Raw genomic sequence first — 14,907 nt, 5'->3', positions numbered from 1 at the left:
ATGTGATTTGTCACATCAAAAAAACAGGGTGTTTTATTCTGTAAGTTTCTTCGCCAGCTTACGGCCGAGAGATTCCAGAATATAGATGACGGGAATTTGCGTGGTTATATCGTAGACGCCTGCAATTCGAGTCTGAGGAACGTGCCAGGAGAGATTAAAGTCCGCCAGTTTTGCCAGGCGCGAGTGCTCGTGGCTGGTAATGGAGAGCACCTTACAGTGATGCAGGCTGAACTGGCTGGCGAAGCGCAGGATCTCCTCGGTCTCGCCCGAGACGGAGAGCACAATCGCCAGCGCATTTTTTGCCATGTCATTCGTGACCGGGAAATAAGGGTCATCAATATGGTTACTGAATTTCCCAATATTAGAAAAGAAACGTGCGCCATATTTTGCCAGCGAACCTGATGTCCCGGCACCGACAAATATAATTCGCTCGGAAGATAAAATAATATCGACCGCCTTATCCAATAACGCGTCGAACTCTTCATTATTCACGCTTTTAAAAAAGCTGATTATTTCGCTGGCGCCGAAGTTCGCCTGCTGGGGCTCGTTCTGCTCAAGGTACAGCTTAAAGCGCACGCGGAATTCAGAATACCCTTCGCAGTTAAGCTTGCGGCAAAAGCGCAGGATAGTGGTGGTTGAGACGTCTGCAGCATCCGCCAGCTCGCGAATGGTCATGTACATCACTTTGTCACGATTTTTTATGACATAGTTGTAGACCATCATCTCCAGGTTATTGAGACTGGCAATGGCGGAATGGGAGAACATGCTCACAATGGCTACACTCACTCATCAGACTTTTCTTCAGGGAATAATAACATGCAGCCAAACGACATCACTTTTTTTCAGCGCTTTCAGGACGACATTCTGGCCGGGCGTAAAACCATCACTATCCGGGATCAAAGTGAATCCCATTTCAAAACCGGCGATATCCTGCGGGTGGGGCGTTATGAGGATGATGGTTATTTTTGCACCATCGAAGTAACAGGGACGTCAATCGTTACGTTCGACACATTGACGCAAAAACATGCTGAACAGGAGAACATGACCCTGGATGAATTGAAAAGCGTGATCGCAGAGATCTACCCCAGGCAGAACCAGTTTTATGTGATTGATTTTAAATGTTTATAATTAAAATCGAAACGTGCGTTCGCTGAAATTAAAGTGTAACTGTCTGATTGTAATTTAGAAACGTTATGTTTAACTTTATTTTAGCTAACATGTGTTCACTGGAATCATTCTCAGTTAGCATAGTGATGCGATGAATAATCATCTTTTGTTTTCCCGGAGTTTTGTATGGTGAGTAGACCATTAATCGCACAGGGATATTCGCTGGCTGAGGAAGTAGCCAACAGCATCAGCCACGGCATTGGCCTGGTGTTTGGGATTGTCGGTTTAGTCTTATTGCTGGTGCAGGCGGTGGACGCTAATGCCAGCGCGATGGCCATTACCAGCTACAGCCTGTATGGCGGGAGTATGATCCTGCTGTTCCTGGCCTCGACGCTGTATCACGCGATCCCGCATCAGCGGGCCAAGATGTGGCTCAAGAAATTTGACCACTGCGCTATCTATCTTCTTATTGCAGGCACCTACACGCCATTTTTGCTGGTGGGGCTCAACTCGCCGCTGTCGCGTGGCCTGATGATTGTTATCTGGAGCCTGGCACTGATGGGGATCCTGTTTAAGCTGACCATCGCGCACCGCTTTAAGGTGCTGTCGCTGGTCACCTATCTGACCATGGGTTGGCTGTCGCTGATTGTGGTGTATCAACTGGCGGTCAAACTGTCGGTAGGGGGCGTAACGCTTCTGGCCTTAGGCGGTGTGGTGTACTCGCTCGGCGTGATTTTTTACGTCTGCAAGCGCATTCCTTACAACCATGCCATCTGGCACGGCTTTGTGCTCGGCGGCAGCGTATGCCACTTTTTGGCGATCTATTTGTACGTGGGGCAGGCGTAGTTTTTTACGCCGTGCGGGCGGTTGCCCTCACCCCGGTCCTCTCCCACAGGGAGAGGGAGGACACCAAAACCGTAGGCCCGGTAAGCGCAGCGCCACCGGGCGATACAGCATCACTCTTCCAGTGAATATGGCAGCGGCTCAATACTCAGCGTATTCGCATCGTCACGCACGCGGAACACGCTGTCGGCTTCCATGTCATTATTCATAACGGCCTGCACCAGAAGACGTCCATCATCCAGCTGTACGGCGGCTAATACGGTGCCGGTACGGCGCCAGTTTTCACCCATCTTCAGCTCTAAATCTTCACCCGCTTCAGGGACGCGGCTGGCATGTCCCGCGAGTGTCCACAGCGCACGTTTGTTTGCCCCGCGGAATTTTGCACGCGCGACCATCTCCTGGCCGGTGTAACAGCCTTTTTTAAAGCTTATGCCGCCCAGTGCCTGCAGGTTGGTTGCCTGAGGAATAAACTGCGCGCTGTTTGCTGCGTCAATTACCGGCAGACCCGCTTCGATGTTCAGCGCCAGCCACTGCTGACTGTTGTTGAGCTGCGCTTCGCCGCGCAGCGCCTCGGTGATGCGCTCGGCGGTTTCGGCATCCGTGACTAACAGAAAACGCTCTGCCGGGTGTTCAAACCACAGGATGGAGGTGGCGCCTTCGCTGACGAGCTGCTTTTCGGCATCCGGCAGTTCGCTAAAGAGATTTTTCAGCGCCGCACGTGCCTGGAAGCCGGCCACACCCAGCAGGACATGTTCGTCGTCCGGGGCGATAGTGACTTTGGAAAAGACTGCGTACTTTTTCAACTCTTTGAGCTGGGCCTCCTGCAGGCTGCGGCGCTCAATAAAGGCAAAACCATCCTGACGGCGGAACAGACGCAGGTTGCTCCACATTTTGCCTTTTGGGTCGCAATGGGCGGCCAGCAGGTGCTGGTGTTCGGTCATCTGGCTGACGTCGGCGGTCACCTGGCCCTGCAGATATTTTTCGGCGTCGGCACCGGTGAGCGTCGCTAGCGCCCAGTCATCAAGAGAAATAAGCGTCAGCGGCAGACGCGCAGAGGCGGCGGGCTGGCGAGGAGAAAATGGTGTAAATGCCATAACGAGATCCTGAATTGCTTAACGCTTTGATAATGCCTAATGGTAAAAGAGCCTGCAGGCAATGCAAGCGCTTTCAACAGGCCATTTGTGCCCTAAACCGGTTATGCGTAACGCTACGCAAAATAATGTAATCCGCTGCCTTTGTAGGGATTATTCTGGAAGCCTGCTCGTCGATCGCAATATTCCAGTAATGAAACGGTCAAAAACACGTTACACTAGCTGGTGTCCCCGTAGAGAAATAAAGAACACTGAACGGGGCACCGACTGTGCCAAACGTAATGCAGGAAACTGAACATGGATATTAACAACAAGGCCCGTATTCACTGGGCGTGCCGTCGCGGAATGCGTGAACTTGATATTTCCATCATGCCTTTCTTCGAATATGAATATGACACCTTAAGCGACGATGATAAGCGTCTGTTTGTTCGCCTGCTTGAGTCTGACGATCCGGATTTATTCAACTGGCTGATGAACCACGGCAAACCCGCCGATACCGAGTTGCAACGGATGGTGCAATTAATTCAAACACGGAATCGGGAACGTGGTCCTGTGGCAATCTGATCTTCGCGTCTCGTGGCGCTCGCAGTGGATGTCTTTATTGCTCCACGGACTGGTTGCGGCCTTTGTGTTACTGATGCCGTGGCCGCTAAGCTATACGCCGCTGTGGCTGCTGTTACTCTCGTTTGTCGTTTTTGACAGCGTACGCAGCCAGCGTCGAATTAATGCCCGTCAGGGAGAGATCAAATTACTGATGGATTCCCGCCTGCGCTGGCAGGGTAAAGAGTGGGATATCCTCGGTATGCCCTGGATGCTCAACTGCGGCATGATGTTACGGTTACGCAAGGTGGACGGCGGGCGTTGCCAGCATCTTTGGCTGGCGGCTGACAGTATGGATGCTGCCGAGTGGCGAGACCTGCGCCGGATGCTATTGCAACAGACGACGCAGGGATAATATGCGTTAGCTAAACTTTTCAGCCATTTCGCCCAAAATCTGCTCGCACCAGGTTTGCAGGCGCTCATCGCTGAGATCGTACTGGTTGGTTTCATCCAGCGCGAGTCCAACAAACAGCTCGCCGTCGGCAATAATCGGCTTTTTACTGGTGAACTCGTAACCTTCGGTTGGCCAGTAGCCGATGAACGACACCCCTTTTGGCGCCAGTTTGTCGTGCAGCATGCCAAGCGCGTCCAGGAACCACTCCCCGTAACCCAGCTGATCTCCCATGCCGTACATGGCAATGATTTTGCCGTCGAGATTGACTGAATCAAGTTGATCCCAGATGGCTTCCCAGTCTTCCTGTATCTCACCAAAATCCCAGGTTGGGATGCCGAGGATCAGTACATCGTACTGTTCCATCAGCGCGACCGCGTCATCTTTCAGGTTATGCAACGTCACCAGTTCCGGGCCAATGATGTCGCGAATTTTCTCTGCCGCCATTTCGGTGTAGCAGGTGCTGGAACCATAGAACAGACCAATATTCATCGCGTAACTATCTCAATTCTTGCGTTGACTTTGCGCGTAGTGTACCAGAAACCGGTCACAATCAGGCATAATGGCCTGACTGCAGAATCAAAGGGGCTGATGTGGAAAAGGATCTCGCACTCGTTGAACAGTTTCTCGACGCACTGTGGCTGGAAAAAAACCTGGCCGAGAATACGCTCAGCGCCTACCGGCGCGATCTTACCATGCTGGTGGAGTGGCTGGCCCGTCGGCAGCTCTCGCTGGCGAGCGCGCAAAGCGACGACCTGCAGGCGCTGCTCGGTGAACGTGTAGAAGGGGGGTACAAAGCCACCAGCTCCGCTCGTTTGCTCAGCGCCATGCGTCGGCTTTTCCAGCATCTCTACCGTGAGAAGATTCGCCAGGACGATCCCAGCGCGCTGCTGGCGTCCCCTAAGCTCCCGCAGCGGCTGCCGAAAGATCTCAGCGAAGCACAAGTTGAGAGATTATTACAGTCACCGGCAGTTGACCTGCCGCTGGAGTTACGCGATAAAGCCATGCTTGAGCTATTGTATGCTACCGGCCTGCGCGTTTCGGAACTGGTTGGCCTGACGATGAGCGACATCAGCCTGCGTCAGGGCGTGGTGCGCGTCATCGGTAAAGGCAATAAGGAAAGGCTGGTTCCGCTGGGCGAAGAGGCGGTTTACTGGCTGGAAACGTATCTGGAGCATGGCCGTCCGTGGTTGCTCAACGGCGTGTCTATCGATGTCCTGTTTCCGAGCCAGCGCGCACAGCAGATGACGCGACAAACGTTCTGGCATCGCATCAAGCATTACGCCACACTGGCGGGTATCGACAGTGAAAAGCTTTCGCCGCACGTATTGCGTCACGCCTTCGCGACGCATCTGCTCAACCACGGCGCTGATTTACGCGTGGTGCAGATGCTGCTGGGACACAGCGATCTTTCCACGACGCAAATTTACACCCATGTCGCGACGGAACGCCTGCGGCAGCTACACCAACAGCACCACCCTCGAGCGTGAGTGCCGACGAATTGTAACAGGATCACATATGAAAAAGACTTTCGCGCTGTTCACCCTGCTGGCAGCCTCCTTTACCGGTTTCGCCCATGCGGACGACGCCGCCATCAAGCAGTCGCTGGCTAAGCTCGGCGTCACCGGAAGCGATATTCAGCCTGCGCCGGTCGCTGGCATGAAAACAGTACTGACCAACAGCGGCGTGCTGTACGTCACTGAAGACGGCAAACACATTATTCAGGGGCCAATGTACGACGTGAGCGGCGCGCAGCCGGTCAACGTGACCAACCAGCTGCTGATGAAAAACCTGAACGCGCTCGAAAAAGAGATGATCGTCTATAAGGCGGCGCAGGAAAAACACGTCATTACCGTCTTCACCGACATCACCTGCGGCTACTGCCACAAGCTGCATGAAGAGATGAAAGACTACAACGCGCTGGGCATTACCGTGCGCTATCTTGCCTTCCCGCGCGCGGGTGTGCAGAGCCAGCCAGAGCAGGACATGAAGGCCATCTGGTGTGCGAAAGACCGCAACAAAGCCTTTGATGATGCGATGAGCGGAAAAGAAGTTAAGCCAGCCTCCTGCGATATCGACATTGCTAACCACTACGCGCTGGGCGTGCAGTTTGGCGTGAGCGGGACGCCAGCGATTGTCCTGAGCAACGGCTATGTCGTTCCGGGCTATCAGGGACCGAAGGAGATGAAAGAATTCCTCGACGCGCACCAGAAACAGTTTGGTGGTAAATAATCCGCGTGAAAGCCCCGATAAAATTGCGCCGCCGCGAGGCGGTCGAACCGGTTGATTTGCCAGCCGATCTCCCGGCGCTGCTTAAGCGCCTCTACGCCAGTCGCGGCGTGCGTAGCGCTGAGGATCTTGAACGCAGCGTGAAAGGGATGCTGTCCTGGCAGCAGCTGAGCGGTATCGAAAAAGCCACTGAGATGCTCTACAACGCCCTTCGTGAAGGAACGCGGATTGTGGTGGTAGGGGACTTCGACGCCGACGGCGCAACCAGCACCGCGCTGAGCGTGCTCAGCCTGCGCGCGCTGGGCTGCGATAACGTCACGTATCTGGTGCCGAACCGTTTTGAAGACGGCTACGGACTCAGCCCGGAAGTGGTCGATCAGGCCCACGCCCGGGGTGCGCAGATGATCATGACCGTCGATAACGGGATCTCTTCCCATGCGGGAGTCGATCATGCCCACGCGTTGGGGATCCCGGTGTTGGTCACCGATCACCACCTGCCGGGAGAAACGCTGCCCGCAGCGGAAGCGATTATTAACCCCAATCTGCTCGACTGCGATTTCCCATCGAAATCCCTCGCAGGCGTGGGCGTGGCGTTTTATCTGATGCTGGCGTTACGGACCCTGCTGCGCGATAAGGGCTGGTTCGAATCCCGCGGTATTGCCGTGCCAAACCTGGCCGAATATCTCGATCTGGTGGCGCTGGGTACCGTCGCCGACGTGGTCCCGCTCGATACCAATAACCGTATCCTGACCTGGCAGGGCCTAAGCCGCATCCGGGCAGGCAAGTGCCGTCCGGGGATCAAGGCGCTGCTGGAAATTGCCAACCGCGACCCGCTCAAGCTGGCGGCAAGCGATTTGGGCTTTGCGCTCGGGCCGCGCCTGAACGCGGCCGGAAGACTGGACGATATGTCCGTCGGCGTGGCGCTGCTGCTGTGCGACAACATCGGTGAAGCGCGCGTGCTGGCCAACGAGCTGGACGCCCTGAACCAGACACGTAAAGAGATTGAGCAGGGGATGCAGGCCGAAGCGCTGACCCTGTGTGAAAAACTGGAGCGCAGCGGCGATACGCTGCCGGGCGGCCTGGCGATGTACCATCCCGAGTGGCATCAGGGCGTGGTCGGCATTCTGGCGTCGCGCATCAAAGAGCGCTTCCACCGCCCGGTGATCGCGTTCGCACCCGCGGGCGACGGCACGCTGAAAGGCTCTGGCCGCTCAATTCAGGGGTTGCACATGCGTGATGCTCTGGAGCGTCTCGATACGCTGTACCCGGGTCTGATGATCAAGTTCGGCGGCCATGCGATGGCGGCTGGACTGTCGCTGGAAGAGGCGAAATTCGACGAGTTCCAGCGCCTGTTCGGCGAGCTGGTCACCGACTGGATTGACCCGGCCCTGCTGCAGGGGGAAGTGGTGTCCGATGGCGAGCTTTCACCGCTTGAGATGACGATGGACGTGGCGCAAATGCTGCGCGATGCCGGCCCGTGGGGGCAGATGTTCCCGGAACCGCTGTTTGACGGGCGATTCCGCCTGCTGCAGCAGCGCATTGTCGGCGAACGTCATCTGAAAGTGATGGTCGAGCCCGTGGGCGGTGGACCGCTTCTGGACGGCATTGCTTTTAACGTCGATACCTCCATCTGGCCGGACAACGGCGTGCGCGAGGTCGAGCTGGCGTACAAACTGGACATCAACGAGTTTCGCGGTAACCGCACCCTTCAGATCATCATCGACAATATCTGGCCAATTTAGCGGCAGTAATCTCTATAAAAAAGGGCGTGGATTCGGTACAATCCCGCTCTTATCACCGCATTTTGACAAGTCCATAAAAGAAAACAGACCATGTTTGAAATTAATCCGGTAAAAAACCGTATTCAGGACCTCACGGAGCGCTCTGACGTTCTTAGGGGGTATCTTTGACTACGATGCCAAGAAAGAGCGTCTTGAAGAAGTAAACGCCGAGCTGGAACAGCCGGACGTCTGGAACGAACCTGAACGCGCCCAGGCGCTGGGTAAAGAGCGTTCCTCTCTCGAAGCTATCGTAGATACGCTGGATCAAATGGCCCAGGGGCTGGAAGATGTTTCCGGTTTGCTGGAGCTGGCCGTCGAAGCTGACGACGAAGAAACCTTTAACGAAGCCGTGGCAGAACTCGACGTGCTGGAAGAGAAGCTGGCGCAGCTTGAATTCCGTCGCATGTTCTCCGGCGAATACGACAGCGCTGACTGCTATCTCGATATTCAGGCAGGTTCCGGCGGTACCGAAGCGCAGGACTGGGCCAGCATGCTGACGCGTATGTACCTGCGTTGGGCAGAAGCGCGCGGCTTCAAAACCGAAATTATCGAAGAGTCTGAAGGTGAAGTAGCGGGTCTGAAATCCGTCACCATCAAGATCATTGGCGATTACGCCTACGGCTGGCTGCGTACCGAAACCGGCGTTCACCGCCTGGTACGTAAGAGCCCGTTCGACTCCGGCGGCCGCCGTCATACCTCCTTCAGCTCCGCGTTTGTTTACCCGGAAGTTGACGAAGATATTGATATCGAAATTAACCCGGCGGACCTGCGTATCGACGTTTATCGCGCATCCGGCGCGGGTGGTCAGCACGTTAACCGTACGGAATCGGCGGTGCGTATTACCCACATTCCAACCGGGCTGGTCACGCAATGCCAGAACGACCGTTCCCAGCATAAGAACAAAGACCAGGCCATGAAGCAGATGAAAGCGAAGCTTTATGAGCTGGAGATGCAGAAGAAAAATGCTGAGAAACAGGCGATGGAAGACAACAAGTCTGACATCGGCTGGGGCAGCCAGATCCGTTCTTACGTCCTTGATGACTCCCGCATCAAAGACCTGCGTACCGGGGTTGAAACCCGCAACACGCAGGCGGTGCTGGACGGCAGCCTGGACCAATTTATCGAAGCAAGTTTGAAAGCAGGGTTATGAGGAACCAACATGTCTGAACAACAAGCACAGGGCGCTGACGCGGTAGTCGATCTTAACAACGAACTGAAAACCCGCCGCGAGAAGCTGGCAGCGCTGCGCGAGCAGGGCGTGCCGTTCCCGAACGATTTTCGTCGTGACCACACCTCAGACCAACTGCACGCTGACTTCGACGCGAAAGAGAACGAAGAGCTGGAAGCGCTGAACGTTGAAGTGGCCGTTGCAGGCCGCATGATGACCCGTCGTATCATGGGTAAAGCCTCCTTCGTGACCCTGCAGGACGTTGGCGGCCGCATTCAGCTGTACGTTTCCCGTGACGATCTTCCGGAAGGCATCTACAACGAGCAGTTCAAGAAGTGGGACCTGGGAGATATCCTGGGCGCAAAAGGTAAACTGTTCAAAACCAAAACCGGTGAACTTTCTATCCACTGCACCGAGCTGCGTCTGTTGACCAAAGCCCTGCGCCCGCTGCCGGACAAATTCCACGGCCTGCAGGATCAGGAAGCGCGCTACCGTCAGCGCTACCTGGATCTCATCTCTAACGATGAATCCCGCAAGACCTTTAAAATTCGCTCCCAGATCATGGCCGGTATCCGCCAGTTCATGGTCAACCGCGACTTTATGGAAGTGGAAACCCCGATGATGCAGGTGATCCCTGGCGGCGCGTCTGCGCGTCCGTTCATCACCCATCACAACGCCCTGGACCTGGACATGTACCTGCGTATCGCGCCGGAACTGTACCTGAAGCGTCTGGTGGTTGGTGGTTTTGACCGCGTGTTCGAGATCAACCGTAACTTCCGTAACGAAGGTATCTCCGTTCGTCATAACCCAGAGTTCACCATGATGGAACTCTACATGGCGTATGCGGATTACAAAGATCTGATCGAGCTGACTGAATCTCTGTTCCGTACCCTTGCGCAGGATATTCTGGGCACCACGCAGGTCCCTTACGGTGAAGAAGTCTTCGACTTCGGCAAGCCGTTCGAAAAACTGACCATGCGCGAAGCGATCAAGAAGTACCGTCCGGAAACCAACATGGCGGATCTGGATAACTTCGATTCTGCGAAAGCGATCGCGGAAAGCATCGGTATCAAGGTTGAGAAGAGCTGGGGTCTGGGCCGTATCGTGACCGAGATCTTCGAAGAAGTGGCCGAAGCGCACCTGATTCAGCCGACCTTTATCACCGAATACCCGGCGGAAGTCTCTCCTCTGGCGCGTCGTAATGACCAGAACCCGGAAATCACTGACCGCTTCGAATTCTTCATCGGCGGCCGTGAAATCGGTAACGGCTTCAGCGAGCTGAACGATGCGGAAGACCAGGCTCAGCGCTTCCAGGACCAGGTTGACGCGAAAGCGGCAGGCGACGACGAAGCGATGTTCTTCGACGAAGACTACGTGACCGCGCTGGAACACGGTCTGCCACCAACGGCGGGTCTGGGCATTGGTATCGACCGTATGGTTATGCTGTTCACCAACAGCCACACCATCCGCGACGTGATCCTGTTCCCGGCGATGCGCCCGGTGAAGTAAGACGTTAAGATGTAAAAAAAGCCCCGAAAGGGGCTTTTTTATTGCGCCGCGAAGGCTTTAAGTTCTTCGCGGGCGGTCGTCGCTTCCATGACCATCCACGGGCTAAAGGCCCAGGGCGTCGCGTCCAGCGCGCGGAATAACGCCTCCAGCTCAACCCACTGATAGTCCATCACTTCATCTTCGTTTATCGTCACGTCATTGGTGATGCGGGCGGCGAATACCGGGCAAATTTCATTTTCCACGATCCCGGACGGGTCGGTTTCCCGATAGCGAAATTCAGGGGCGACGGCGGTGATATCGGTCAGTTCAGCGCCCACTTCAAAGCGGCAGCGGCGGATTATCGCCTGGACTGTCTCTTCGCCCGACTGCGGGTGGCCGCAAACGGAGTTGGTCCAGACGCCGGGCCAGGCTTTTTTGCTTAAGGCGCGTCGGGTGATCAGACATTCCCCTTTTGCGTTAAAAAGCCAGGAAGAGAACGCCAGATGCAGCGGGGTATGTAACGTGTGAGCGGCATATTTTTCCTGAGTGCCAATCACCATTCCCTGGTCGTTTACCAAAATAACGTGTTCTTGAATACTCATTGATGCTCCAGTGCCAAAATGCCGAGTGGTTCAGCACCATCAGCCGAAGCATTATACTGCATTCTTATACGAACGGTTTGGCTCGTAGAGCGGAAAAGGGCATGACCCTTATTCGTTTTGGCTGTTATCATAGTGCGCCATTCACGCTGACCGAGGATCTGTTTTGTTTGCAGGAAGCCTGACGAGAAAACCCCTTACCGCTATTTTTTGCCTGACGCTGACGCTATTACTGGCGGGCTGTTCAGGGAGCAAATCTTCGGATACGGGAAGCTATTCCGGTTCGGTCTACACCGTTAAGCGCGGGGACACCCTGTACCGGATTTCGCGCGCAACGGGCACCAGCGTGAAGGATCTGGCGCGGCTGAATAACCTCTCGCCGCCTTACACCATCGAGGTGGGGCAGCAGCTGAAGGTTAGCGGCGGATCGTCCTCGGGCAAAAAATCCTCTTCGAAAGGCAAAACCGCCAAAGTGACGCCGTCCTATCAGGTGCCGCAATCGTCATGGCCGCCGGTTGGACAGCGCTGCTGGATTTGGCCTGCCAGCGGTAAAGTGGTCGCCCCTTACTCACTCTCGGAAGGTGGCAACAAGGGTATTGATATCGCCGCTGCGCGCGGTACGCCGGTTTATGCCTCCGGCGCCGGGAAGGTGGTTTACGTCGGTAACCAGCTGCGCGGCTACGGTAACCTGATCATGATTAAACATGGTGAAGACTACATCACGGCCTATGCTCACAACGACACGATGCTGGTCAACAACGGGCAGAACGTCAAAGCAGGGCAGAAGATTGCCACCATGGGCAGCACCGGTACGGATTCAGTGAAGCTGCATTTCCAGATCCGCTATAAGGCGACGGCCATCGATCCGCAGCGCTATCTGCCTGCGCCCGGCAGTAAGCCGAAGTGCTAAGTGATTATTTAATCGCCGTTTAGTTGTGAAGAGGCTTGTATGAAGGTGCGTAAGGTCTATAATGCCATACGCACCTCAAAGCGGGCGTAGTTCAATGGTAGAACGAGAGCTTCCCAAGCTCTATACGAGGGTTCGATTCCCTTCGCCCGCTCCAGATCTCTCCCCTTGTTGCAAAACACCGCCAGCTACTGGCTTAATGTGTTTCGCTATCAACAACTTACATAACATAAGTTGTCTGTGATCGTTCTACCATTGAACGACGAAGTACCAACGGGGATTACACTGTTAGTTGTCACGGATAGTTACTATGGAAATGAGAGTATAACTATTCGGCGGCGGCAGTTCCAACCTCACACCGCGATAGCACAACGTGAAGGCAAAGCCTGATCCGGGCATTGATTCTCATAACCTTACAGTGAAGCGCATTTTTTGCCGATGCTCCCACATGCTACACGTCGCGATGACGTTGCAGGGAATAAACAGGTTTTATGGTGGTCACGGTACTTGCACACCACATGCAAGCTCTGCCAGCGGTTCGGCCTCGCTCCTTCGGGTACATGGTCATCCTGATAAACTTCACTGTCTGACATACCCTGATGTTGTCGCCTGACGGCTCCGCGCGTTGTCTTACCACCAACGGGCATTAGGCTTGTATTGTCTAAAATCAGGGAGAAGGGGAAAGGCTGGATTTCTCCAGCCTTTGACGGTCATCTCACTTTCTTGAAGATGATCAGGATCAACACGGTAGAAATGATGTAACCGAAGAGAGAAACATCAATTAGTCTGTCGTAATACTGTTCAAAATCAGCCACCACAGCATTACAGGCTTCAATAGTGATCGTTTTTTCATTGAGTATGTCAGTGTATTTTCTCGTTATCCCATAATCTAATACATTGACCAAAATGGATGCTATGTAGAGGAAAGAGATCGTGATTATGCTCCCCCATCGGATGAAACATTTTGTTCTACTCGTCAAGGTCATATGAACCACCCAAGAATCCACCAACCGTACCGCCAGAATAACCAGAAGCCGAACCTAATGTAGAGGCTCCCGCAGCAAGGTTTTTCTCCATAGCATTTTCTTCACCAAGAGTGTAATTATCTATGTTTGGATACTGCTCTTTAAATTCATTGGTAACTTCAGTTACTTGCATTGAGTTTAGGCTGCTGCTCTTGCGCATAAGATAATTTTGCAGAGATAAAGGCACTGCAAAATCTTCCACGCCTTCAATCGGTAATTGCGTTGTAGTCGATGTGTAGCTTGTTTCGAAAATGTTTGAGCCAGATTTACGAATTACCTGAACAGTGTGAGTTGTACAGTTGCTACCAGTAAGATCATAGACGTCAATTACTCTTCCCCTGCGTTTGGTTCTTTCACCCATTTTCTCAGTAGGGATTGGCTTTGCTCCTGAGTTCCAAAGGTTTTCAAACAATGAACGTGTCTCCACTATGGATGCATCATCAATTTTGAATACCCGAGCATTAACTTTGTAAAGTTCTTCACGGTAGTAGCTACGAGCATCGTCACCGGTAAAGAAGTTAAGTATTCCATCGCCTGTAAAGTTAGCTGGTCCTCTTCGACCAAAGCGCCCGTAGGTGTAAACGTAGATCGAGTTATTTTCATGCACCGAAACGAAAGCGTGTCCTGCATCGGTGATTTCTGTCCAGATGTAAACGCCGTTCAATAGCTGGTTATCTTCTGGCTTGCAGGTGCCAGCAAAGCTGTTTTGCTTCTTCGCTACCTGTGCGTGCTGCACTGGCTCTCCAGGCGCTATAGCCCAGGAAGGGATATTAACCTCAACTGTGCCAGGCGCGATAAGAAAATTAGTACCCTGTGGACAACCGCAGAGGATTTCCGCACCATCCACGGCGACTGCGGCGCTATTGGAGCAGCGAGGATCTCCGCTCACAATTACCCCCACTTTCCCGCATTTCGGGCAAGGAGTGGTCTTATCGCCGATGTAGAGTTTCCACAAGCCCATAACAGACATACCGGGGCGGGCGGCAATACATTGTGCGCCTGTAGAGGTTTTATCTCCGTGCAGACCAACGTTCTTACCGTGAACCGTGCAACCCCTGTTAACCGATGCCATAGTGACCACCTTATTTCAGAAAGTTTTCTGGCAACGATTCCCCTGCTCGGACTACTCTTCTTCCGGCATTCTGTGGGCTACTGATAATTTCGTCGCCGTTGTCGAGTAAGCTACCGACAAGAGCGGCGGAGTTACCAGAGGTATAGCCTACTTCAGTGCTGATTTTCGCGGTGGTTCCATCTGGATAACGAACTTCATCACCCACAAGAGATACATTTAGGCGTGTTCCGTCTTCAATTTCGATCTGCTGCCCGTTGTATTCACTAATAACCGCTCCCCCGTTGCGGGTTAAGCTACCCTCTGTAGCAATCAGATAAGCGGCTGTAACTGGGTGAGCGAGGTTGTAGGCGTTTCTTTCAGCGATCAGATTACGGGCTTCTTCGTTCATTTCCGCGAGCTGTTCAGCTGTGAATGGTGACTGGTCAAATGCTGCCAGCATTTCGGCGGTGAGTTCATTGGTGTATTGCTTCATAAGTCCCTCTACTTGCTATGGAAATAATTTCAGTGGCTATTTTACAAGCAATGACCACATGAGCAACAAGTGTTAGACTTAAGCGAAATTATGTTTCGTAGCAACCAGTAAAGGGGGTTACTCCTCCTCAAAGG

At 53.7% G+C, this 14,907-nt stretch carries 16 protein-coding genes and 1 tRNA gene; 11 read left to right on the top strand and 6 right to left on the bottom strand.

Annotation, left to right across the window (positions count from 1 at the left end):
• Positions 1-33 precede the first annotated feature (33 nt).
• Positions 34-765: a MurR/RpiR family transcriptional regulator gene (locus tag PUP35_RS18010; RefSeq protein WP_032660101.1), complete on the bottom strand. Its 732-nt coding sequence runs from the start codon at positions 763-765 to the stop codon at positions 34-36.
• Between the two features lie 51 nt (positions 766-816).
• On the opposite strand from PUP35_RS18010, the gene yqfB reads away from it, so the two are divergent.
• Both yqfB and trhA read left to right on the top strand, forming a co-directional pair.
• A complete protein-coding gene (gene yqfB / locus PUP35_RS18005) occupies positions 817-1,128 on the top strand; it encodes a N(4)-acetylcytidine aminohydrolase (RefSeq protein WP_223582476.1) in 312 nt (103 codons plus the stop codon).
• Between the two features lie 165 nt (positions 1,129-1,293).
• Positions 1,294-1,953, top strand: coding sequence for a PAQR family membrane homeostasis protein TrhA (gene trhA / locus PUP35_RS18000; RefSeq protein WP_274240741.1), 660 nt, complete (start codon positions 1,294-1,296; stop codon positions 1,951-1,953).
• A gap of 110 nt (positions 1,954-2,063) precedes the next feature.
• Here the strand turns inward: trhA and ygfZ are convergent, their stop codons facing one another.
• Positions 2,064-3,044, bottom strand: coding sequence for a tRNA-modifying protein YgfZ (gene ygfZ, locus PUP35_RS17995; protein ID WP_274240739.1), 981 nt, complete (start codon positions 3,042-3,044; stop codon positions 2,064-2,066).
• A gap of 294 nt (positions 3,045-3,338) precedes the next feature.
• Here ygfZ and sdhE point away from each other — a divergent pair, with 294 nt between their 5' ends.
• The gene (gene sdhE, locus PUP35_RS17990; protein WP_006178375.1) at positions 3,339-3,605 is read left to right on the top strand and encodes an FAD assembly factor SdhE; all 267 of its coding nucleotides are present in this window, start codon (positions 3,339-3,341) and stop codon (positions 3,603-3,605) included.
• Positions 3,586-3,996 carry a protein YgfX gene (locus PUP35_RS17985; RefSeq protein WP_021242050.1) on the top strand — a complete coding sequence of 137 codons (411 nt, stop codon included), beginning with the start codon at positions 3,586-3,588 and terminating at the stop codon, positions 3,994-3,996. Before sdhE ends, PUP35_RS17985 begins: the two co-directional genes overlap by 20 nt.
• A gap of 6 nt (positions 3,997-4,002) precedes the next feature.
• On the opposite strand, the gene fldB is transcribed toward PUP35_RS17985, so the two are convergent.
• Positions 4,003-4,524 carry a flavodoxin FldB gene (gene fldB, locus PUP35_RS17980; RefSeq protein ID WP_008499710.1) on the bottom strand — a complete coding sequence of 174 codons (522 nt, stop codon included), beginning with the start codon at positions 4,522-4,524 and terminating at the stop codon, positions 4,003-4,005.
• 101 nt (positions 4,525-4,625) lie between these two features.
• Between fldB and xerD the strand changes: the two genes are divergently transcribed.
• The 5 genes from xerD (at position 4,626) to lysS (ending at position 10,719) form a co-directional block, all read left to right on the top strand.
• A complete protein-coding gene (xerD, locus tag PUP35_RS17975) occupies positions 4,626-5,522 on the top strand; it encodes a site-specific tyrosine recombinase XerD (protein ID WP_111963202.1) in 897 nt (298 codons plus the stop codon).
• Between the two features lie 28 nt (positions 5,523-5,550).
• Positions 5,551-6,264 (top strand): bifunctional protein-disulfide isomerase/oxidoreductase DsbC, encoded by a 714-nt coding sequence (gene dsbC, locus PUP35_RS17970; protein ID WP_111963201.1) that lies wholly within the window; start codon positions 5,551-5,553, stop codon positions 6,262-6,264.
• 5 nt (positions 6,265-6,269) lie between these two features.
• Entirely contained in the window at positions 6,270-8,003 is a 1,734-nt protein-coding gene (recJ, locus tag PUP35_RS17965; protein WP_274240732.1) for a single-stranded-DNA-specific exonuclease RecJ, read from the top strand.
• 90 nt (positions 8,004-8,093) lie between these two features.
• Positions 8,094-9,192, top strand: a protein-coding gene (gene prfB / locus PUP35_RS17960; RefSeq protein ID WP_096151315.1) for a peptide chain release factor 2 whose coding sequence is annotated in 2 segments (ribosomal slippage) — positions 8,094-8,168 and positions 8,170-9,192 — 1,098 coding nt in all. Because the reading frame shifts where the segments join, the coding sequence is not laid out codon by codon here.
• A 9-nt stretch (positions 9,193-9,201) separates the two neighbouring features.
• Positions 9,202-10,719, top strand: a complete 1,518-nt coding sequence (lysS, locus tag PUP35_RS17955; RefSeq protein ID WP_021242046.1) for a lysine--tRNA ligase — start codon at positions 9,202-9,204, stop codon at positions 10,717-10,719.
• Between the two features lie 38 nt (positions 10,720-10,757).
• Here the strand turns inward: lysS and idi are convergent, their stop codons facing one another.
• Positions 10,758-11,300, bottom strand: a complete 543-nt coding sequence (gene idi, locus PUP35_RS17950; protein WP_133295107.1) for an isopentenyl-diphosphate Delta-isomerase — start codon at positions 11,298-11,300, stop codon at positions 10,758-10,760.
• A 163-nt stretch (positions 11,301-11,463) separates the two neighbouring features.
• On the opposite strand from idi, the gene actS reads away from it, so the two are divergent.
• Together actS and PUP35_RS17940 are read left to right on the top strand one after the other, a co-directional pair.
• Positions 11,464-12,207 carry an amidase activator ActS gene (actS, locus tag PUP35_RS17945; protein ID WP_023294504.1) on the top strand — a complete coding sequence of 248 codons (744 nt, stop codon included), beginning with the start codon at positions 11,464-11,466 and terminating at the stop codon, positions 12,205-12,207.
• 80 nt (positions 12,208-12,287) lie between these two features.
• Positions 12,288-12,361: transfer RNA gene (locus PUP35_RS17940), tRNA-Gly, on the top strand.
• 812 nt (positions 12,362-13,173) lie between these two features.
• Here the strand turns inward: PUP35_RS17940 and PUP35_RS17935 are convergent.
• A complete protein-coding gene (locus tag PUP35_RS17935) occupies positions 13,174-14,301 on the bottom strand; it encodes a PAAR domain-containing protein (protein WP_115876223.1) in 1,128 nt (375 codons plus the stop codon).
• Between the two features lie 10 nt (positions 14,302-14,311).
• Positions 14,312-14,773 (bottom strand): hypothetical protein, encoded by a 462-nt coding sequence (locus PUP35_RS17930; RefSeq protein WP_181899770.1) that lies wholly within the window; start codon positions 14,771-14,773, stop codon positions 14,312-14,314.
• Positions 14,774-14,907 lie beyond the last annotated feature (134 nt).

Origin of the sequence: Enterobacter sp. S-33, from assembly GCF_028735835.1 — a bacterium.
GTDB classification, from domain to species: Bacteria; Pseudomonadota; Gammaproteobacteria; order Enterobacterales; family Enterobacteriaceae; genus Enterobacter; species Enterobacter vonholyi.
Note: the sequence above shows the minus strand (reverse complement) of the source record. Positions and strands in the feature narration are given on the sequence as shown.